Source organism: Marinobacter sp. SBS5 (genome assembly GCF_048285575.1).
Taxonomy (GTDB): Bacteria; Pseudomonadota; Gammaproteobacteria; order Pseudomonadales; family Oleiphilaceae; genus Marinobacter.
The window spans coordinates 906,982-927,690 of sequence record NZ_JBLWAZ010000001.1; the positions used below are offsets into that span (position 1 = coordinate 906,982).

The following is a 20,709-nucleotide window of genomic DNA, read 5'->3' on the forward strand; positions in this document are numbered from 1 at the left end:
GGTTTTTTTATGCCCCGAATAGCCCGCTAGGGCTTCTCGGCAATGATCGTTGCCCGTTTCGGGCCCGGGTAACCTTCAATGGTCTTCGTGGGGTCGTTCGGATCTAGAAAGTCGGCCAGTGAGTTAAACCGCATCCAGTCGGTTTGTCGTTGCTCTTCGGTGGTGGTGTCGCTGACATCCACCACGCGAGCATTCCGGAAGCCCGCGCGCTCGAGCCATCGAATCAGCGTGGGGCAGCTGGGTAAAAACCAGACGTTGCGCATCTGTCCGTAACGATCTTCCGGCATCAGACTGAAGCCTTCGGGGCCATTCACAACCAGTGTCTCTAGAACCAGCTCGCCACCTCGGCGCAAGGTGCCTTTCAGGTCCAACAGGTGGTCGATTGGTGAACGCCGGTGGTACAACACGCCCATCGAGAAGGTGGTGTCGAAATGCTCGAGGTTTTCCGGCAGATCTTCCATGCGTATCGGCAGCAGGTCGACGGGGGTTTCGCCGAGATAGTTTTTGACTGCTAGAAACTGAAACATGAACAGCAAGCCGGGGTCGATGCCAACAACTTGTCGAGCGCCTGCACCAGCCATGCGCCAACAGTGGTAACCGGAGCCGCAACCGACGTCTAGAATAGTTCGCCCTTTTAAATCAGCAAGATGCGGGGCCACTCGGTCCCACTTCCAGTCTGAGCGCCATTCGGTATCCACGTGGGTGCCGAAAAAATTGAAGGGCCCTTTGCGCCAGGGCATCAGTCCGCGCAGTCCGTGCTCCAGACTTTCGGCGTCCTGTTCACTCAAGGGCTGATCCGTGGTCACGGTGACGGCGGACGAGGTTAGGTCGACGTTGGTTGGAAAGTTCGTGGGCAGGGTCTCAAGTGCTGCCTGCCAGCGCGCCATGTCGCCGTGGGGATTGTCTTCAAAACGGCGGATCAGCTGGCCGGTAATAAGCTCCGCCCAAGCTGTCTGGTCGCTGTGATTCAGGTAATCGATAAACGGGGAGAAATGTGTGCGCCAGTCGAAAGCAGCCATAGGTCTCGCGGTATCCGGGGGGTTAAGGGTTCTTGATGGCCAGCATGGAAACAAAGTTGAAACACTGATACCACACCAGCACCTGGTCAAAACCGGTGTCGAGAAGCCGTTGTTTGTGGGTGTTCAGGGTTTCGGGAATCATGACGTTTTCAATCGCAGCACGTTTTTGGCTGATCTCTAGGTCGGAGTAACCGTTGGCGCGCTTGAATTCATGATGCAGCTGAGTTTGGGTATTCTGTTCTGTCTCGGATTCGAAACGGATCTTTTCAGACAGAATCAATACGCCACCGGGGAGGGTGGCATTGGCGATTCGTGTTAGTAGATCTTTTCTTCGTTCTGGCGGCACGAACTGAAGCGTAAAGTTCAGGGTGGTCACCGAGGCTTGGCTCAGTTCGGTTGTTAGAATGTCCTCGCAGCGCAGGGTGACCGGCAGTTCGTGATCGTCCAGTGCGACATAGTGTTCGCAGCGTTCGATCATGGCGGTGGAGTTGTCCACGCCCACCAGAGTGCAATCGGTGTGGGGGATTCCGTGCCGCATGGCCAACGTAGAGGCGCCCAATGAGCAGCCCAGGTCGTAGCAATGGGAGCCGGGTTGCACGTATTGCTCGGTAATCACTTCGATCATCGGGATGATCGTGGTGTAACCGGGTACCGAGCGGCGAATCATGTCTGGGAAGACCCGAGCCACGGAGGCATCGAAACGAAAGTCTTCTGGGTTGCGCTCGGTCGCAAACAGGCGGTCAGTCATCTGTGGAGCAGGGGTTGGTTTTTTACTGCTCATCGCTATCCCCGGGCTTTGGTTGTGCCGGATCCCGGTCAGTTGGTGAAGGGCGGGCACAACGTACACCGCGATTCTTGTAATCCACCAGGATGCCGCGGAAGGAAGGGTCTACGTCGGCAGCAATAGCAAGGTAACCGTTCTCACAGACAGCGTGCAGCCCTGAGGGCTTGCGAGACATGCGGAATTCTTCGCCGGGTGCCACATGGATGGCCTGGAAATCACCCACTGGAACATGGTCTTTGTTGTCCGAATGCTTGATGCGGCCGCCGACTTCCAGTGCCGTTACTGTACCGATGATGGCAATCACCGCAGTCACAATAAGGGCGCGCGCCGAATAGCGGTTTTCACTTTCGCTCATGGTTACCTCTTGTCAGAGTTCAGAATTGGCCCGGGAGCGTCAGGGCGGGCTCTTGCAGGGCTGAAAGCTGTTCGCGCAGGGACAGGATCTGGTCTGACCAGAACCGGGGCTGAGCAAACCATGGGAAAAATCGGGGGAAAGCAGGATCTTCCCAGCGTCGTGCCAGCCAAGCGCAGTGTGCAATCTGGCGATAGCAGCGGAGTGGCTCGATCAGGTGCCGCTCTCGACGGTCAAAATCCCGAAAGGTCTCGTAGCCTTCGAGCAGTTCCCCGAGTTGGCTGCCGCGTTCATTGTATTCGCCGTTCAGTAGCAGCCACATGTCTTGCACGGCCGGGCCGGTGCGGCAGTCGTCCAGATCGACAAACAGCATGGATTCGTCCCGGCAGAGAATGTTGCCTGCATGGCAGTCCCCGTGGATTCTGAGGGTGCTCACATCCCCTGCGTCGTCCATTCGTTGCTTGCAGCCATCTAACAAATCGGGAATCAGGCTGTCCCAGGCTGGCCGTAGATCATCAGGAATCCAGCCGCCGTTGACCAGTAGTGTGTTGTGTTCTTCCAGGCCCTGAATCAGGTTAAACCCCGGGCGGTGCTCGAATGTTTTAGTCGCGCCCAGATTGTGGATCTGGCCTAACCATTGGCCAAGACGGTAGAGCGTGTCGGTTATGCTGGTGTCTGGTGCTTGCCCGCCGCGTTGGGGGAAGACCGCAAATCGGAACTCACCGTGGTGGCCTAATGAATCGCCGTTGTTCAGAGTCAGTGGGGCGACCACGGGGATGTCTGCAGCCTGCAGATCGAGCGTGAATTCATGTTCTTCACGGATGGCAGCATCAGACCAGCGGCCGGGGCGATAGAATTTCGCGATGACCGGCGAGCCTTCGTCCAATCCGATCTGGTACACCCGGTTTTCATAACTGTTCAGCGCAAAAAGTCGCCCGCTGACAGCAAAGCCTGCTTCTTCCAGGGCATCCAGAATAACTTCCGGCGTCAGAGTGTCGTACGGGTGGGTAGAAGCGGTTATGTCAGAAGGCTCATGTTGCATAGTATTCAGAAGGCCGAGTGTTGTTGAGATTTCATGAATTGCAGATGGTACCAGTTTTCATCAAGCTCCCAGCGTACGCGGTTAATGCTCGGAGATGCCAAAACAATGTCACCAGCCCGTGCCTGCACCTGAGCCAGTTCTCGTTCAGCTTTTTGCCAGTCTCGATGGGTGTCGGCCAGATGGGTCATCCCGGGAAAAACCACCGATAAAGCTCGTTGTGTTGAAACGGTATGGGATCGCAGCGAGCTGATGGTGGCTGTATCGCCTTCTACACGCAGTACCCGGTGCTGATAGGGGTAGCTGGACACCATTTTGTCGGCTTTTAATTGGTTGTTGAGGCTAGTGACTTCAAAGCCACGCCAACCAATCCAGCCCACAAAGAGTGCGGCGACGATCATTACCGTAAGAAACTGTTTCCTGTCGGACATTTCCCCATGCTCCGTGCATCCGTTCGCGTGAGGTAAAGTATAACGGTTCTGAAAGCTCAGGTAATGTAACGCAGGGCTATCGGGGTTATTTTCAGGTCGTTGTTCGACTAGCAGGGCTGTAAAGTGGATTACGAAAGCTACAAAGTGCAAACGGTAGTGATTGGCGCCGGAGTGGTGGGGTTGGCCGTTGCCCGGGAGTTGGCCAGGTCGGGGCGCGAGGTGTTGGTGCTGGAAGCCGGCCCTAGGTTTGGTGAAGGTATTTCTTCCCGTAATAGCGAAGTGATCCATGCCGGCATCTATTATCCAACGGATTCCCTGAAAGCGGCGTTGTGTGTTCTGGGTCGAGAGCAGCTGTACGAGTATTGTGCCAGTCGTAAGGTGGGGCACCGTAAGTGCGGGAAATGGATTGTTGCGACCGACGATCGACAGGCGTCGAGACTCGAGGCCATTTGCCGACAGGCGGAAGCTAATGGTGTTCGCTTACAACATGCAGAGGGCAATGCGGTGGGCCTGCAGTGTCCTGATATACGGGCCACTGCCGGCTTGTGGTCGCCAGAGACCGGTATCATCGACACCCACGGTTTAATGTTGTCGCTGCTGGGTGAGCTGGAGCATGCTGGCGGGCAACTGGTGCTGAACAGTCCGGTGATGGCTGCAGAAAGTTCAATCGATGGCCATCGGCTCAGCGTTAGTGGAGAGGCTTCCACTACCTTGATCGCCCGTGAGGTCGTTAACGCAGCAGGATTGGGGGCACCGGGCCTTGCGCGTAACTGGTTGGGGCTGCCAGACAGTGCCAAGCCAGAGCAGTGGTTAGCTCGTGGTGTGTATTTCAGTTACAGCGGCAAACACCCGTTCAATCATTTGATCTACCCCTTGCCAGAACCGGGCGGGCTCGGCGTTCACCTGACGCTGGATTTGGCGGGGCAGGCCCGTTTTGGGCCGGATGTTGAGTGGGTTGAAGCGGAGGATTACACCGTTAATCCAACTCGGGCGCAGGCTTTTGCAGAGGGTATTCGCCAGTGGTGGCCGTCGCTCGATGCGAGTCGGCTCCAGCCCGCTTATGCCGGCATTCGGCCAAAACTTGCGGGGCCGGACGGAGGCTTTGTTGATTTTCGGATCGATGGGCCCGAAGAGCATGGTGTTCCCGGGCTGGTCCATCTATTTGGCATCGAGTCGCCTGGTCTGACGTCTTGCCTGGCCATTGCCGACTTTGTAAAACGCAAACTGGGTTAGCCGGGTGTGCGAGCCAAAGCCCAGATTTGAATGTCGCGGGCGCCAGCCTCGGTTAATGCCCGAGCCAGAGCTCGGGTCGTCGCACCGGTTGTCACCACGTCGTCGACTATGGCGACCCGTTCCGGTATCGGGGTGCAAACCTCAAACACTTTGTTCAGATTGGTTAAGCGCCCGGATCTGTTAAGGCCTCTTTGTGCACGTACCTGCCGTCTGCGCCGCACGGCTTTGCTTCCTACGGGGATATCCAGTCGGGCTCCCACGTGTTCCGCAATGTCCTGTGCTTGGTTGAATCCACGCTGCCACCGGCGCAGCCAGTGCATGGGGGCGGGGATTAACAACTCCGGATGTTCGGAATCATCCAGCTTCTGCTCCAGATAGTCACCGAAGTCGGCCAGCAGTGGCCGTGCGAACTTGCGTTGGCCATGGTATTTGTAGCGCCCGATCATACTGTCGACCGGGAACTGGTAACGCCATGGGATCAACGAGCGAGTGAAAGGCGGCGGAGATGTCAGGCATTCGCCACAGCGCCTGACCGGGCCTGCAAAAGCCAAGGGCAGGGCGCAGGTGTCGCAGTGCAGGCAATTATGCGGGAGGTCTGCGCGGCACGGGGCGCATAGGCCATGGTAAGCGGGTGCGTCCAGGCAGGTCACGCAGCGCCCTGCTGTGCTTTCTCTGTTAACCAATTGGTCGAACAAGGTTGACAGCGGTTTTAGTCTGTTTATCATCGTGGTTCTTCCGTAAACCAAAGACCTTGTGAAGGTTAACAGGACTCGAACATGACTGCTACCGCGTTGCGCCACGACTGGAGCCTTCAGGAGGCTCAAGAGCTTTTTAATCTCCCGTTTAATGATCTCTTGTTCCGTGCCCAGTCGGTGCACCGGGAACATTTTGACCCTAATGAGGTTCAGGTCAGCACTCTGCTTTCCATCAAGACCGGCGCGTGCCCGGAAGATTGTAAATATTGCCCTCAGAGCGGGCATTACAACACCGGCCTCGAGAAAGAGAAGCTTCTGGAGATCGAGAAAGTCGTTGCCGAAGCGCGAGCAGCCAAGCAGAAGGGCGCTTCACGGTTCTGCATGGGGGCCGCTTGGCGCAGCCCGTCAAAGAAAGATATGCCTTACGTTTTGGATATGGTTCAGCAGGTTAAGTCGCTGGGGCTGGAAACCTGTATGACGCTGGGCATGCTGAAAGAGGAAGAGGCCAAGGAGCTGGCCGAAGCGGGGCTGGATTATTACAACCACAATCTGGATACCTCTGAGAAATACTACAACCACATCATTACCACGCGCACCTATCAGGATCGCCTGGATACGCTGGATAACGTGCGCAAGGCCGGGATGAAGGTCTGCTGCGGCGGTATTCTGGGTATGGGTGAGGATGAGGACGATCGCGTTGGTTTGTTGGTTCAGTTGGCCAACTTGCCTCAGCATCCTGAGAGTGTGCCGGTGAATATGCTGGTGAAGGTGAAGGGTACGCCGCTGGAAGATGTGGAAGATCTGGAGCCGTTCGATTTCATCCGGATGATTGCGGTGGCGCGGATTATGATGCCCGCTTCTCATGTTCGGCTGTCGGCCGGCCGTGAGCAGATGAATGAGCAAATGCAGTCGCTGTGTTTTCTGGCAGGGGCGAATTCGATTTTCTACGGCGAGAAGTTGCTGACGACCTCTAACCCCGAAGCAGATGCGGATATGCAGTTGTTCCGTAAATTGGGCATTCGTCCTGAGCAGCGTGAGCAGTGCGCGACTGAGGAACAGCAGGAAGAAGAGCTGGCGGAAGCTGTCGAGTATGAGGCTACGCGGCATATGTTTTATGACGCGACTCGGGAATCGGCCTGATTTCGAGAGTTGAGTTTTGGTGCCGGTGAAGGTCTGGTGCTGCTTTTCGGGACACGCTCAAGACGTCCCTGTTCGCTTACGACGGGCCATCACTGGCCCTTGATAGTCCCGAAAAGCGGCACCAGACCTTCACGTTGATCCTCAGCGGGTATTCCGCTTCAACGCTTCCCGAAGGAATTACCCTTTCTCTGACCTGTTGGTGTCGTCTTTATGCGTGATTTTGCACTTGAGATTGAACAACGGAAACACGCGGGCCTTTACCGGAACCGCCGTTTGGTTTCTGGCCCGCAACAGCCGGAGTTAACCGCAGACGGTCAGGTGTTGTTGTCGTTCTGTAGCAACGATTACCTCGGTCTGGCGAATCATCCCCGAAACATTGATGCATTGAAGAGCGCTTTACCCGACACCGGGCTGGGTGGGGCTGCGTCTCATCTGGTGTGCGGTCACCACGACGCCCATCACCGATTGGAGCAGCGGCTGGCCGACTTTACCCGGCGCAGCAGTGCATTGTTTTTTTCCACGGGTTATATGGCCAATGTTGGTGTGATTTCCGCTTTGGTGGGGCGGGGCGATACGGTTTTTTCGGATCGACTGAATCATGCCTCGATTATCGATGGCTGCATTCTCAGTCGGGCCCGGGTTCGGCGTTATGCGCACGGGGATGTGGCGGCGCTTGAAGCCATGTTGGCCGACACGTCGGGTCACAAGGTGGTGGTGACCGATGGGGTCTTCAGTATGGACGGCGATGTGGCGCCGTTGAAGGCATTGGCTCGGGTTTGTAAGGCCCACGATGCCTTGTTGGTGGTGGATGACGCCCACGGTATCGGTGTGCTTGGGCCGCAGGGGCGCGGCAGTGTGCTGGAGGCGGGGTTGTCGGAGGACGAGGTGCCGGTTCTGATTGGTACTTTGGGTAAGGCTGTGGGTACCAGCGGCGCTTTTGTGGCTGGGCCGGCGGTGTTGATGGATTATCTGGTTCAGAAGGCTCGAACGTACATTTACACAACCGCTATGCCGCCTGCGATGGCGGTCGCGACCTGTACCAGTCTGGATCTTATCGAGGCCGATGATCAAAGGCGAGAGCACCTGAAGGACTTGATTGTGCGTTTCCGTGAGGGCACGCAAGCGCTGGGGTATGAGTTGATGCCGTCTTATACGCCCATTCAGCCAATCATGATTGGGGGCAATGAGGAAGCTTTGGCGTTGAGTCAGGCGTTGGAACAGCAGGGCGTTATGGTGACGGCAATTCGCCCGCCAACGGTGCCCGATGGGCAGGCTAGGCTGAGGGTGACTTTGAGCGCAGCACACACCCGGGAACATGTCGATCAATTGTTGGCTGCTCTGGCAGGGTGTCGGGCATTGTTGGGTTCATGTGATTCCGGGCAGGTGGCGGCCGTATGAATATGTTTAATGATCTGACGGCGGTTATCAGGGTTGAGGGTGGTACCGGGACCAAAGCTTCGATTGCATCGGGGTTTGGTGGTGCCAGCAAGACTTATGACAGTGCTTCCCGGTTGCAGAAGATTATGGGCGACGCCATGTTGTTGCGGATTCCTGAAGCCTTGCAGCCGGAAGCCATTCTTGATTTGGGGTGCGGTACGGGTTGGTTTACCCGCAAGCTGATAACACATTATCCCCAGGCTCGTGTCACCGGGGCTGATTTGTCACCGGGTATGTTGGAACAAGCCGGGGCCGCCACAGCGTCGGAGCAGGTTGACTGGCTTAATGCAGATGCGGAGCAGTTGCCGCTGGCGGATGAGTGTGTTGATCTGGTCTTCAGTAACTTGATGGTGCAATGGAGTCGGCGCCCTGAAGCTGTGCTGGAGGAGTGCCAGCGAGTGCTGCGTCCGGGTGGTTTTTTGGTGATGTCGACCTTGGTAGATGGCACTTTGCGTGAACTTAAGCAGGCTTGGGCGAAAGCGGACCCGGGCCAGCCGCACGTGAATCGGTTTGTGCCGGCAGAAGAATGGCGCAGCTTAACGGGTAAGGTTTTGGCAGGCTCGGCGCTGGAGTTGTCGCCAATTCGTTTACCGTATGAGTCTCCCATGGCGCTGAATCGAGAGCTGAAGCATTTGGGTGCCGTGTTCAAGGGTGAAGAAAGGCGCAGAACGGTGACGGCACCCGGGCGTTTTCGGGCCATGTGCAGAGCGTACCCGGGGGAAAGGTCTGGCGAAGTTGTCGCGACTTACGAGGCCGGTTGGTTGTATTGGCAAAAGCCCACAGCAGGATAAACAAGATGGCGAAGAAAACGTATTTCGTAACCGGTACCGATACCGAGGTGGGTAAAACCATCGTCAGTGCTGCGATACTCGAAGCCGCAAAGGCGCAGGGTAAGCGTACCATCGCGATGAAGCCGATTGCCTCTGGATGTGACCAAACACCGGAGGGGCTGCGCAATGAAGATGCCCTGATGCTTCAGGCAGCCATCACGGAAGCCATTGCTTATGATGTCATTAATCCGATTGCTTTAGAGCCTGCAATTGCCCCCCATGTGGCTGCGGCTCAAGCGGGCAAGCAGGTTAGTGCCCAGCGCCTGATCGGGTTTTGCCGTGGTGTGCAAATGCGGCCGGCCGATTTGATGCTTATCGAAGGCGCTGGCGGCTGGCGGGTGCCCTTGAACGACCGTGAAACCTATGCCGCGGTGCCCCGCGAGATGGGGCTGGGGGTTATCTTGGTCGTGCCGCTTAAGCTTGGCTGTATTAACCAGGCCATGCTCACGGCCGAGGCAATTCGTGCGGATGGCTTGACCGTGGCAGGTTGGGTGGCCAATCACCCTGAGTCGGAGCCGATGAGTTGTGAGCAAGAAACGCTAGATTATCTGGTGACTCATCTTGAGGCGCCCTGCTTGGGTATTTTGCCGTGGGTGGATGAAGTGCCGGTGGCTGAGATGCCAGCGGTTTTGGCGCGCTACTTAAATGTCTCGCCGTTGATTGAAAATTGACCAGGTTTGTGCGTTAATTACGTCAATAGTCCGCCACGGGGAACTTCCTCCATGATCAACAGCACACTCGGTATTGGCATTCAGGGCATTCAAGACGGAATGGTCGGGATGGATAATGCCGCTCGCAAGATCGCCCGTGGAGGAGCCGATGGCCCGCAAGGGAGCGCCGAAGGCGCTGGTAATCTTGCTGAGCCGATGATTGAGCTTAATCTCTACAAGCGCAGTGTCGAGGCTTCGGCACAAGTCGTTAAAACGGCGGATGAGACCATAGGTACTCTGCTGGATATTAAGGTCTGATCAGCGGATTTTACCCGTGAACATACAGCCGTCAGTTTCTTCGGTTTACCCGTCTTTTAGCAGTGTCTCAGGGGCTGATCCCAGCGGCCCGGCGGTCGCTGGCACTTCGAGCATACCCGGCGAAAAATCCCCCAGCGGCGAAGGCCGAGCGGTGCGCGCTCCTGAGCAAGTCTCTGAGGATAAAGCCGCAGACTCATCGACTGAAAAGCCGGGCCAAGAAAAAGAGAACCCTCAGGGGCTGACCGAATCCGAACTGAAAGAACTCACTGAGCTCAAGGCCAGAGACCGCGAAGTGCGTGCACACGAGGCGGCGCATCAGGCGGTGGGTGGGCAACACGCCGGGGCGATCTCTTATACGTATGAGCGTGGCCCTGATGGGGCTCAGTATGCGGTTGGCGGTGAAGTACCCATTGATGTGTCCCCGGTTGCCGGTGACCCCCAGGCAACCATCGAAAAGATGCGAGTTGTTCGTTCTGCCGCCATGGCTCCGGCCCAGCCCTCATCACAGGATCGCGCGGTGGCTTCCCAGGCCATGCAAACGATGTTGCAAGCGCAGGCAGAGTTGGTCAGCGGCGAAAGTGAGAAGACGAGCATCAATGGTGAAGCTGAGGCGGCAGAGCAGAGTCTAAGCTACCAGGGTGCCCAGTCCCGCCAAGCGACAGAAGCTTATCAAAATATATCCGCTATGCAGGGTTACGGATTCGATTCGGACGCTGCCACCTCGATTTTTGCTTGAACCCGTCCTAACAATAAAAGCCTGAATCCGAAAGGCATCTCGGGACTTTTGGTCTGTGCTTGTTACGTTTGAGAACACAAAGCACGACAAAATTGACGCAATTCTCTTGACAATTCTGTGCTCCAAAACGTATGTTTCAAACAAGTGTTTAATTAAGGCTGTGAAGCGCAAGCTTCATGGTGTCTGAGCAAACCACGGTCATAGCTGCAACAGCTTCAGCTGCAACCAACATTGAGGTGGATTCAATGCCTGAGTACAAAGCGCCCCTGCGTGATATCAAATTTGTAATGAACGAGCTGCTCGACAGCGAGACCCACTACGCCAATTTGGAAGGCGCTGAAGACGCAACTCCGGATATGGTTGATGCCATCATCCAGGAAGGTGCGAAGTTTGCTGAACAGGTACTGTCTCCGCTGAACGCGGTAGGCGACCGTGAAGGCTGCACCTGGAGCGAAGACGGTGTTAAAACGCCGACTGGCTTTAAAGAAGCTTACGACCAGTTCGTTGAAGGCGGCTGGCCTTCACTGGCTGCTGACGTCAACTACGGTGGTCAGGGTCTGCCAGATTCGCTCGGCATCGTGATGAGCGAGCTGAACGGTACTGCTAACTGGTCTTGGGGCATGTACCCAGGTTTGAGCCACGGTGCTATCAACACTCTTGAAGCGCACGGTACTGAAGAGCAGAAGCAGACTTACCTGACCAAGATGATCAGCGGTGAGTGGACTGGCACCATGTGCTTGACCGAAGCTCACTGTGGTTCTGATCTGGGCACCCTGCGCACCAAAGCAGAGCCTAATGCAGACGGTTCATACAGCATTTCCGGTACCAAGATCTTCATCTCTGCCGGTGAGCACGACATGACCGAGAACATCGTTCACATCGTTCTGGCTCGTCTGCCGGGCGCACCTGAAGGTACCAAGGGCATCTCCCTGTTTATCGTACCTAAGTGCCTGCCTGCTGAAGACGGTTCTGCCGGTGAGCGTAACGCCGTTTCCTGTGGTTCTATCGAGCACAAGATGGGTATCCACGGTAACGCGACTTGCGTCATGAACTTCGACGGTGCCAAAGGCTGGTTGATCGGACCTGAGAATAAAGGTCTGAACTGCATGTTCACCTTCATGAACACTGCCCGTATCGGTACCGCTATCCAAGGTCTGGGTGCTGCTGAACTGGCTTTCCAGGGCTCACTGGCATACGCCAAAGACCGTCTGGCGATGCGCTCATTGAGTGGCGCCAAGAACCCGGAAGGCATTGCTGACCCGATCATCGTTCACCCGGACGTGCGTCGCATGCTGCTGACTCAGAAAGCGGTTGCTGAAGGCGCCCGTGCCCTGATCTACCTGACTGCACAGAAAGCTGACATTGTTGGTCGCGGTAAGACTGAAGAAGAGCGCAAAGAAGCTGACGAAGCTCTGGGCTTCCTGACCCCGATCGCTAAAGCCTTCCTGACCGAAATCGGTTACGAAGCAGCGAACCTGGGCATGCAGGTGTTCGGTGGCCACGGTTTCATCTCCGAGTGGGGCATGGAACAGAACGTACGTGATGCCCGTATCGGCATGATTTACGAAGGCACAACCGGCATTCAGGCGCTGGATCTGTTGGGCCGTAAAGTTCTGATGACTCAAGGCGAGTCGCTGAAGAACTTCACCAAGCAGGTTCACGTATTCTGCAAGGAAAATGCCGACAACGAGCAGCTGAAGCAGTTCATCGAGCCGCTGGCAGCGATCAACAAGGAATGGGGCGACCTGACCATGAAAGTGGGTATGGCCGCTATGAAGAACCGTGAAGAAGTCGGTTCTGCTTCCGTGGACTACCTGATGTACTCCGGTTACGCCGTGTTTGCATACCTGTGGGCCCGTATGGCCAAGGTTGCTCAGGAGAAGCTGGAAGAAGGTACTAGTGAAGAAGCGTTCTACACCGCTAAGCTTCAGACTGCACGCTTCTACTTCACCCGCATGCTGCCGCGTACCAAGACTCACGCTGTAACCATGCTGGCCGGCGCAGACACTCTGCTGGATATGCCGGAAGAAGCCTTCGCCCTTTAAGGCTGAGGTTGCTATCTGATTGATAGTGCAAAAAAAGCCCGCTCTCCGTAAAGAGGCGGGCTTTTTTCATGAGTTTGGGGGCGGTATTAATGTAGAATACCTGCCCACAGAATAATAACTTTGTTACGGACACATTGCCGATCGGGCGGACGTAGCTGCGCCTTCCTATGAGGGCCGTTTTTTGAGCATGCCCCCGAAGAGACTGACTGATTTTCTGGAGAGTTATACATGGCTGACTATCAAGCCCCCCTTCGTGATATGAGTTTCGTGCTGAACGAAATGTTTGATGCGCCTGCTCTGTGGGCCTCGCTGCCAAGAATTGCTGAAAATGTAGATCCGGAAACGGCCGATGCCATTCTGGAAGAAGCTGGAAAAATCACCAGCGGCGTTCTTGCCCCGCTGAACCGCGAAGCCGACGAGCAAGGTTGTAAGTGGGACGAAGGTGAAGTAACCAGCCCGGAAGGCTTCAAAGAGGCTTACCAAACCATCGTAGAAGGTGGTTGGAACGGTCTGGGCGGTAACCCGGAATTCGGCGGCATGGGTATGCCCAAAACTCTGGTCGCGCAATTTGAAGAAATGATGCAGGGCGCCAACATGGCCTTTGGTCTGGCTCCTATGCTGACTGCTGGTGCCTGCCTGGCGTTGAACGCCCACGGCAGCCAGGAACTGAAAGAAAAGTACCTGCCGAACATGTACTCCGGCGTTTGGTCTGGCGCGATGGATCTGACCGAACCGCACGCCGGTACAGACCTGGGTATCATCCGTACCAAAGCTGAGCCGAACGACGATGGCTCTTTCAATATCTCCGGCACCAAGATCTTCATCACTTGGGGCGAGCACGACATGGCGGAGAACATCATCCACCTAGTGCTGGCTAAGCTACCGGATGCGCCTAAAGGTCCGAAGGGTATCTCCTTGTTCCTGGTTCCGAAGTTCATGGTTAACGACGACGGTTCTCTGGGCGAGCGTAACCAGTTCAGCTGTGGCTCCATTGAAAAGAAAATGGGCATCAAAGGTTCCGCTACCTGCGTCATGAACTTTGATGGCGCCAAAGGCTGGTTGGTCGGTGAAGAAAACAAAGGCCTGAACGCCATGTTCACCATGATGAACTATGAGCGTCTGGGTGTGGGTATCCAAGGTATCGGCGCGGCTGAAGCCTCGCTGCAGAGCGCTCGTGAATACGCCAACGAGCGTATCCAGAGCCGTGCACCGACTGGTGCCCAGCAGCCTGAAAAAGCCGCTGACCCGATCCTGGTCCACCCTGACGTGCGTCGCATGCTGCTGACCATGAAGAGCTACGTTGAAGGCGGCCGTGCTTTCTCTACCTACGTGGCCAAGTGGTTGGACATCTCCAAGTACTCCGACAACGACGAGCAGCGCAAGCACGCCGAAGGCATGGTTGCTTTGCTGACGCCGGTTGCTAAAGCCTTCCTGACCGACCGTGGTCTGGAAGCCACCATCATCGGCCAGCAAGTCTTCGGTGGCCACGGCTTCATCCGCGAGTGGGGCCAGGAGCAGTTGGTTCGTGACTGCCGCATCACCCAGATCTACGAAGGTACCAACGGTATCCAGGCGATGGACCTGATGGGTCGTAAAGTTGTAGCGAGCCAGGGAAAACTGTTCGAACTCTTCGCAGAAGACGTTGGTGCGTTCATCGAAGAAAACAGCGGTGACGAAGCACTTCGCCCCTACCTGGAGCCGCTGGCGGCTGCGTTAGAGCGACTGGCTGACACCACCGAGCACGTCATCAAGCAGGCTGCTGAAAACCCCAACGCCATTGGCGCTGCGGCTGTCGACTACCTGGACATGTTCGGTTACACCGCGCTGGCCTACATGTGGGCGAAGGCGGTTAAAGCGGCTGCACCGAAGGCAGAAGGCGACACCTCTGGCTTCTACACCGGTAAGCTGAAAACGGCACGCTTCTACTTCGAGCGTCTGTTGCCGAAAGCCGTGTCACTGGCTGAAGGTATTCGCAGTGGCAGCGATGCCATGATGGCGCTGGACGCTAACGAAATCTAAACCGATTTCGTAGATCCGGTAAGTAAAAAGCAGGCCCTAGTGGCCTGCTTTTTTGTGGACGCAAAGAACGCGGTATGGGCGAGGGTGCGAGGTACAGCTCTCCGAAACCTTGCGAAGCCATGGATGGCGATGCAGAGCGCACAGGGACGTATTCACAGCGTGTTTCGGAGAGCTGTACCTCGTGCCCTCGCGAACCCCCGAACTTAAATCACAGGCGGTTAATCAGATTCGGATTCGTCACAAACGGATTCTCATTACCCTGAATCTCTGCAATGCTACGATGTCTCGTCAGCTCCTTATCATCGGGCGGATCAAGCCGACTCCAGCTCTGGAACACAGGAGTCGCCCCCAGCCACGGCAAGCCATAAGTATCCACCATGTACGCCATGGTGCGAGCGACATCACCTTTAATGCGCTCTGCCGGCTCAAAGAACTGATTGTTCGTGCGAATACCGCACTCATCCCTATCGATTGCCTCACTCAAGTTCTCATAACGCGCGGTCCGGCGCTTCAACTCCACCCGGCTGCGAACCGGAACCATATTGTGCAAATCCGACGCAATCTGGCGGTAGCGATTATCACGCTTGCATTGCGATGTGGTCCCGCAATCCAACGCCGAGCGAATATCGGCAAGCGGATAAATATGCCCGTCGGTCATCACAAAGCCCTTGGATTTGAACGGCTCGTCACAGAAAAAAGACGAGCCACCTTCAGAATAAAGGTTGCCCCAAAACTCATTTTTGACTACCGATTCCGGGTCACTGAACCGAGTGTTCTGGGCGATAACCATGCCGGCTGAGAGAGCGACAGCAAGTGTCGTGGGTATGGCTATTATTTTTTTCATGCTCCATGTGCCTCACATCGTACATCGAGTGCCTGAACTGGCTGATCGTGAAATGATCAAGTCGCCGAAATTATGACAGTGTGATCATTTATTAATGTGAAGTATGACACAGTGGTGATTGGCGGGAACCGCGTTTGGCCTGATTAATGTGTATGTTTGTTACACGTATTGCTGCAAGTATTAGTAAGTTGCGGTTGGTATTATTTCGTGACGGGGGCGTCAGAAAAGTTCGCAGGAGTTGTATTTTGGTGAGTAAGATTAGCTGGCGCCGGCAAGCAGAGCGGATAAATCTCTGAGATGGTGCCAAGGTGGAAGGTCTCCATAACCCTTGGCGGCACGATCGGTAACGCCGCACAATTGGATGGCGCGGTGCAGCTGAGCCAGACTGAGCCGCCGCGCAGCCTGCTGAATGGCGCCCGCCCGCTTGGGCTGGAACACCCCACGCTTTTTCAGGAAACCTGCCGGATTGTCGCCGGGAGGTAAGGCTGTTTTCAGCTCGATGATCAAATGCAGGTCGCGAACCAAAACACTCAACAAGCCAAGGGGATTCTCGCCTTCCTGCTGCAGGATGCCGATAATCTTTCCCGCATGAGCTGCTTTACCTGCGAGCAATTCGGTTACCAGCTCGAAGCCGTTAAAGCGGGCGCTGTCTTGAACCGCCATCTCGATGGTTTCTTCATCGATCGTTTTGCCATCAGAAAGCAGGGTCAGCCGGTCCAGCTCTTGGCTCGCGGCAAGCAGGTTGCCTTCCAGGCGTTCGGCCAGCATCGCCAGAGCGCCACGGGTAATGTGCAAACCTTGGTTGCTGGCGCGCTGTTGAAGCCACCCGGAAAACTTGTCTGAATCCACGGGCCAAACAGGAACATGCACACCGTTGGCCTGTAAATCTTTATACCATTTGCGTTTGGTTTCTGCGGCATCGAGTTTTGCGCTGATCAACAGCAGGATGACGTCTTCAGGAGGGGATTGGAGAATCTGCTCCATCACCTTTCGGCCGTCACCGAGCTTACCTGTGGGTAAGTGGATTTCGATGCGCCGTTTCTCGGCAAACAGAGACATGGCATTGCATTCGCTAGCCACTGAACCCCAGTCAAGCTGTTGGTCGGCGTGATAGGTCAGGCGGTCATGAAAGCCGGCGTTCTTGGCGGCCTTGCGTATCTGGTCGCAGCATTCCTGAACCAGCAGGGGTTCATCGCCCGAGACAAGGTAAACCGGTGCAAGACCCTTTTTTAACGTTTGAGGGAGTTGGCCGGCCTGAATCTTCATGGCGACTCGGAAGGTTTTGTGTTGGCTGAGTGAGCCTCGAGGGCAGCGGCGATGCGTTCTTGAGTCATCGGCACCAACCGGAAAATAACCTGTTGGGCGAGTCGGTCGCCGAGCTGCTGTTGGAGCTCTTCTTCTTCTCGCTGTTTGGCGAGCACATTGGTTTCATCGTAGCGATAGGTTTCGCTAGCGGTCAGATCCGTCGCAGCGATGAGTGGGATTTGGTTTGCCGTGAGTAGTTCGATGGTGACGGTGTGGCGCAGAACGTACTCGGCGGCAGAAGCCTGGGCGGTGATGGCCGAGGCCCGACGATCCTGGCTGTAGTTTCGAAGTTTCAGCTGGTAATCGGCGGTCTCGATGGGATGTAACTCAATGCCGCCCAGAGACAATTGCTCGCGAACCGACTCGCAGAAGCGGGCAGGTAAGGAATTCGGGCAATCGACGGCCAGCGGCTGCAAAGCCGCCGGTACCGGCGAGGTGCCCCGTAGCTGAAAACCGCAGCCGGAAACGATGGCCGCGGTCAGTGCCACAAGAAGCGGCAACCGAAGTGTTTTCAGTAACAGAGGCACCGATTTCATGTCAGTTAGCTACCACGTTTACGAGCTTCCCGGGAACGACAATCACTTTACGAACCGTTTTGCCTTCCGTAAAGCGCTGCACGTTTTCGTTTTCAAGAGCCAGTTTTTCGAGGTCGTCTTTGCTGATGTCGGCCGGTACGCTCTGTTTGGCGCGCACCTTACCGTTCACTTGCAGCACCACTTCGATCTCGCTGCGCACCATGGCGCTTTCGTCGGCAACCGGCCAGCTGGCATCAACAACAGTTTCGCTGTGCCCAAGCGCGTGCCAGAGTTTGTGGCAGATGTGCGGTACGATCGGTGACAGTACCAGCACGGCTACATCCAGCGCTTCCTGGCGAACGGCACGGCTCTGCGGTTCATCGTCGGCCAGTTTGCTGACTTCGTTCAGCAGTTCCATGGTTGCAGCAATGGAAGTGTTGAACGTCAGGCGGCGGCTGATGTCATCGCTGACTTTGGCAATGGTTTCATGAGTCTTGCGGCGCAGGTCTTTCTGCGCATCCGTCAGACTCGCCACGTCCAGAGCCGGGGCTTCGCCCTTGCTGGTGTGCTCGTGAACAATACGCCATAGGCGCTTGAGGAAGCGGTGAGCGCCTTCGACGCCGCTGTCAGACCACTCCAGAGACTGCTCCGGGGGGGCGGCAAACATCATGAACAAACGTACGGTATCGGCGCCGTGCTCATCGATGATCGACTGAGGATCAATGCCGTTGTTCTTGGACTTGGACATCTTGGTGACGCCGCCAATCTCGACAGGCTGACCATCAGATTTCAATACCGCGCGCACCACCTGGCCTTTGCCGTCGCGCTCGACAGTGACTTCGGATGGGTTGTACCAGGACTTACCACCGTTGTCTTCGTTTCGGTAATAGGTTTCAGCCAGCACCATGCCTTGCGTCAGCAGGCGCTTGAATGGCTCGGAGCTGTCCACCAGGCCGACATCACGCAACAGTTTGTGGAAGAAGCGAGCGTAAAGAAGGTGCAGGATGGCGTGTTCGATGCCGCCAATGTACTGGTCAACAGGCAGCCAATAGTTGGCCGCTGCTGGGTCTAGCATGCCCTGATCGTAGTTGGGGCTGCAGAAGCGTGCGTAGTACCAGGACGACTCCATGAAGGTGTCGAAGGTATCGGTTTCGAGAGTCGCTGGCTGACCGTTGTAGTTAGTCCTACACCATTCGGTATCGGCCTTGATGGGAGACTGAACACCGTCCATCTCCACATCTTCAGGCAGGCGCACTGGCAAGCGGTCGTCAGGAACCGGCATCTCGGTGCCGTCTTCCAGAGTCATCATCGGGATGGGCGCGCCCCAGTAACGCTGGCGTGAAACGCCCCAATCGCGCAGGCGGTAGTTCACCGTACGCTTACCAATGTTGTTTTCTTCCAGGAAGGTCGCAATTTCTTCGAAAGCTTCGTCGCTGGTTAGGCCGCTGTATTTGCCAGAGGAAACCAGAATACCTTTCTCGGTGTAGGCTTTTTCCTGTACGTCGATCTCTTCGTGATCGCTCGGGGCGATGACTTGCTTGACCGGTAACTTGTACTTCAACGCGAACTCATGGTCACGCTCATCGTGGCCAGGAACCGCCATCAGGGCGCCGGTGCCGTAGTCCATCAATACAAAGTTAGCGACCCAAACCGGAATTTCTTCCTGAGTCAGCGGGTGAATGGCCTTGAATCCGGTGTCGATGCCTTTCTTTTCCATGGTGGCCATTTCAGCTTCAGCCACTTTGCTGTTGCGGCACTGCTCGACAAACTCGGCCACATCCGGATGACGCTCGCTGGCCGCTTTGGCCAGTGGGTGCTCGGCTGCGACGGCCATGTAGCTCACGCCCATCAGGGTGTCCGGGCGGGTGGTGTAGACGGTCAGGCCGTCTTCACGATTTTTCAGCGGGAAGGTTAGCTCGGTACCGGTCGATTTGCCGATCCAGTTACGCTGCATGGTCTTGACCTGCTCGGGCCAGCCGTCGAGGTCGTCCATGTCGTTCAGCAGTTCTTCCGCGTAATCGGTAATGCGGATAAACCACTGGGGGATCTTCTTCTGCTCAACCAGTGCGCCAGAGCGCCAGCCGCGGCCATCCACAACTTGCTCGTTAGCGAGTACGGTTTGGTCAACGGGGTCCCAGTTAACGGTGGACATTTTTTTGTACACCAGGCCTTTCTCGTAAAGGCGGGCAAAGAACCACTGTTCCCAGCGATAGTATTCCGGATCACAGGTGGCCAGTTCGCGGCCCCAGTCGTAACCGAAGCCCAGCTGCTTGAGCTGGTTCTTCATGTATTCGATGTTAGAGCGCGTCCACTTGGCGGGCGCAGTCTTGTTGGCAATGGCGGCGTTTTCAGCAGGCAGACCGAAAGCATCCCAGCCCATGGGCTGCATGACGTTCTTGCCCTGCATGCGCTGGTAGCGGGAAATCACGTCGCCGATGGTGTAGTTCCGGACGTGGCCCATGTGCAGCTTGCCGCTCGGGTACGGGAACATAGACAGGCAGTAGTACTTGGGCTTGCTCGGATCTTCTACAACCTTGAAGGTTTCGTTGGTTTCCCAGAAGTCACGGGCGGTCTGTTCTACATCGCGTGGATTGTATTGCTCGTCCAGTCCTGCCATTACCAAAATTACCCTGTGTCAGAATGATGTTCGAAAAGGCCGAACATTCTAACGCACCCGCGGCTTAACAGGTAGTCTGCCAATTTGTCGGACTTGTGCCAGACTTCCTATTGTTGGAGTTTTTCAGCAGATGAGAGGACGAACATGACCGAACCAGAGCGCAATCATCTTTCAGGTAAGGCTCTTGAGGCCTACGACAGAATGCTTGAGCGCGTGCAGGCTCGTTTGCACGTGTTTCAGGAAACCTCGGTACAGACACTGGAGGAGGAAATTGAGAAGGCTGTGGAGTTCGAGTACGAACTGGAAGAGATGACGCGGGAAGAGGCCGACTTGCTGGGTGCTTATCTCAAACGAGATCTGGAGCACCTGATGCACTTCGTCGAAGAAACCGGCGAAGGATTGAAAGAATGGTTGCAGCTGGATATGTCGTTGCTGGAGCAAACTCTGGCGGATCGGTTGCTGTCGGTGGCAGACCAGACGCTGGTCGATACGCTGGCACTGAAGCAGAAGCTCGAAAACGAGGAGGTGGGGCATTACATTGCGGGTGAAGTGGCGACTGCAGGGATGTTCCGGTGCTTGAATTGCAGTCACATGTTATGCCTGACCAAAACCAGTCATCTCGAGCCTTGTGAGGCCTGCGACTCCCATTATTTTGAACGGGTAACGAGCCGCTGGCCTCACAAGGCTGAGAAGGACTGAA

At 56.0% G+C, this 20,709-nt stretch carries 20 protein-coding genes; 10 read left to right on the forward strand and 10 right to left on the reverse strand.

Going from position 1 to position 20,709, the window contains the following annotated elements; translation table 11 throughout:
* Positions 1-26 precede the first annotated feature (26 nt).
* The 5 genes from cmoB to ACNQ6O_RS04370 are packed head-to-tail and all read right to left on the reverse strand — an operon-like array spanning position 27 to position 3,625.
* Positions 27-1,019, reverse strand: a complete 993-nt coding sequence (cmoB, locus tag ACNQ6O_RS04350; protein ID WP_418052011.1) for a tRNA 5-methoxyuridine(34)/uridine 5-oxyacetic acid(34) synthase CmoB — start codon at positions 1,017-1,019, stop codon at positions 27-29.
* A 22-nt stretch (positions 1,020-1,041) separates the two neighbouring features.
* Positions 1,042-1,800, reverse strand: a complete 759-nt coding sequence (gene cmoA / locus ACNQ6O_RS04355; protein ID WP_418052012.1) for a carboxy-S-adenosyl-L-methionine synthase CmoA — start codon at positions 1,798-1,800, stop codon at positions 1,042-1,044.
* Complete coding sequence (locus tag ACNQ6O_RS04360) at positions 1,790-2,158, reverse strand: kinase (protein WP_418052013.1); 369 nt, start codon at positions 2,156-2,158, stop codon at positions 1,790-1,792. The genes cmoA and ACNQ6O_RS04360 overlap by 11 nt, the downstream gene beginning before the upstream one ends.
* Before the next feature lie 19 nt (positions 2,159-2,177).
* Positions 2,178-3,197, reverse strand: a complete 1,020-nt coding sequence (locus tag ACNQ6O_RS04365) for a serine/threonine protein kinase (protein WP_418052014.1) — start codon at positions 3,195-3,197, stop codon at positions 2,178-2,180.
* A 5-nt stretch (positions 3,198-3,202) separates the two neighbouring features.
* Entirely contained in the window at positions 3,203-3,625 is a 423-nt protein-coding gene (locus tag ACNQ6O_RS04370; protein ID WP_418052015.1) for a hypothetical protein, read from the reverse strand.
* A gap of 123 nt (positions 3,626-3,748) precedes the next feature.
* Here ACNQ6O_RS04370 and ACNQ6O_RS04375 point away from each other — a divergent pair, with 123 nt between their 5' ends.
* Positions 3,749-4,858 carry an NAD(P)/FAD-dependent oxidoreductase gene (locus ACNQ6O_RS04375; RefSeq protein WP_418052016.1) on the forward strand — a complete coding sequence of 370 codons (1,110 nt, stop codon included), beginning with the start codon at positions 3,749-3,751 and terminating at the stop codon, positions 4,856-4,858.
* Here the strand turns inward: ACNQ6O_RS04375 and ACNQ6O_RS04380 are convergent.
* The gene (locus ACNQ6O_RS04380; RefSeq protein WP_418052017.1) at positions 4,855-5,583 is read right to left on the reverse strand and encodes a ComF family protein; all 729 of its coding nucleotides are present in this window, start codon (positions 5,581-5,583) and stop codon (positions 4,855-4,857) included. The genes ACNQ6O_RS04375 and ACNQ6O_RS04380 overlap by 4 nt on opposite strands.
* Positions 5,584-5,634: 51 nt before the next feature.
* On the opposite strand from ACNQ6O_RS04380, the gene bioB reads away from it, so the two are divergent.
* The 8 genes from bioB (at position 5,635) to ACNQ6O_RS04420 (ending at position 14,728) form a co-directional block, all read left to right on the forward strand.
* Complete coding sequence (gene bioB / locus ACNQ6O_RS04385; protein ID WP_114334148.1) at positions 5,635-6,693, forward strand: biotin synthase BioB; 1,059 nt, start codon at positions 5,635-5,637, stop codon at positions 6,691-6,693.
* Positions 6,694-6,903: 210 nt separating this feature from the next.
* A complete protein-coding gene (gene bioF, locus ACNQ6O_RS04390; protein WP_418052018.1) occupies positions 6,904-8,091 on the forward strand; it encodes an 8-amino-7-oxononanoate synthase in 1,188 nt (395 codons plus the stop codon).
* The gene (gene bioC, locus ACNQ6O_RS04395; RefSeq protein WP_418052019.1) at positions 8,088-8,921 is read left to right on the forward strand and encodes a malonyl-ACP O-methyltransferase BioC; all 834 of its coding nucleotides are present in this window, start codon (positions 8,088-8,090) and stop codon (positions 8,919-8,921) included. Before bioF ends, bioC begins: the two co-directional genes overlap by 4 nt.
* Before the next feature lie 5 nt (positions 8,922-8,926).
* Positions 8,927-9,631 (forward strand): dethiobiotin synthase, encoded by a 705-nt coding sequence (bioD, locus tag ACNQ6O_RS04400; protein WP_418052020.1) that lies wholly within the window; start codon positions 8,927-8,929, stop codon positions 9,629-9,631.
* A 51-nt stretch (positions 9,632-9,682) separates the two neighbouring features.
* Positions 9,683-9,928, forward strand: a complete 246-nt coding sequence (locus tag ACNQ6O_RS04405; protein WP_418052021.1) for a flagellar basal body rod C-terminal domain-containing protein — start codon at positions 9,683-9,685, stop codon at positions 9,926-9,928.
* A 16-nt stretch (positions 9,929-9,944) separates the two neighbouring features.
* A complete protein-coding gene (locus tag ACNQ6O_RS04410; protein ID WP_418052022.1) occupies positions 9,945-10,664 on the forward strand; it encodes a putative metalloprotease CJM1_0395 family protein in 720 nt (239 codons plus the stop codon).
* Positions 10,665-10,909: 245 nt separating this feature from the next.
* On the forward strand, positions 10,910-12,709 hold the full coding sequence (locus ACNQ6O_RS04415; protein ID WP_418052023.1) for an acyl-CoA dehydrogenase C-terminal domain-containing protein: 1,800 nt from the start codon (positions 10,910-10,912) through the stop codon (positions 12,707-12,709).
* 228 nt (positions 12,710-12,937) lie between these two features.
* Complete coding sequence (locus tag ACNQ6O_RS04420; protein ID WP_418052024.1) at positions 12,938-14,728, forward strand: acyl-CoA dehydrogenase C-terminal domain-containing protein; 1,791 nt, start codon at positions 12,938-12,940, stop codon at positions 14,726-14,728.
* 208 nt (positions 14,729-14,936) lie between these two features.
* On the opposite strand, the gene ACNQ6O_RS04425 is transcribed toward ACNQ6O_RS04420, so the two are convergent.
* From ACNQ6O_RS04425 to leuS, 4 genes are all read right to left on the reverse strand, one after another.
* Complete coding sequence (locus tag ACNQ6O_RS04425; RefSeq protein ID WP_418052025.1) at positions 14,937-15,572, reverse strand: endonuclease; 636 nt, start codon at positions 15,570-15,572, stop codon at positions 14,937-14,939.
* Positions 15,573-15,830: 258 nt separating this feature from the next.
* Positions 15,831-16,838, reverse strand: a complete 1,008-nt coding sequence (gene holA / locus ACNQ6O_RS04430) for a DNA polymerase III subunit delta (RefSeq protein WP_418052026.1) — start codon at positions 16,836-16,838, stop codon at positions 15,831-15,833.
* Positions 16,835-17,413 carry an LPS assembly lipoprotein LptE gene (gene lptE, locus ACNQ6O_RS04435; RefSeq protein ID WP_418052027.1) on the reverse strand — a complete coding sequence of 193 codons (579 nt, stop codon included), beginning with the start codon at positions 17,411-17,413 and terminating at the stop codon, positions 16,835-16,837. The genes holA and lptE overlap by 4 nt, the downstream gene beginning before the upstream one ends.
* Position 17,414: 1 nt before the next feature.
* Positions 17,415-20,000 carry a leucine--tRNA ligase gene (gene leuS / locus ACNQ6O_RS04440; protein WP_418052267.1) on the reverse strand — a complete coding sequence of 862 codons (2,586 nt, stop codon included), beginning with the start codon at positions 19,998-20,000 and terminating at the stop codon, positions 17,415-17,417.
* Between the two features lie 153 nt (positions 20,001-20,153).
* Here leuS and ACNQ6O_RS04445 point away from each other — a divergent pair, with 153 nt between their 5' ends.
* A complete protein-coding gene (locus tag ACNQ6O_RS04445) occupies positions 20,154-20,708 on the forward strand; it encodes a zinc ribbon-containing protein (protein WP_418052028.1) in 555 nt (184 codons plus the stop codon).
* Position 20,709: the final 1 nt, after the last annotated feature.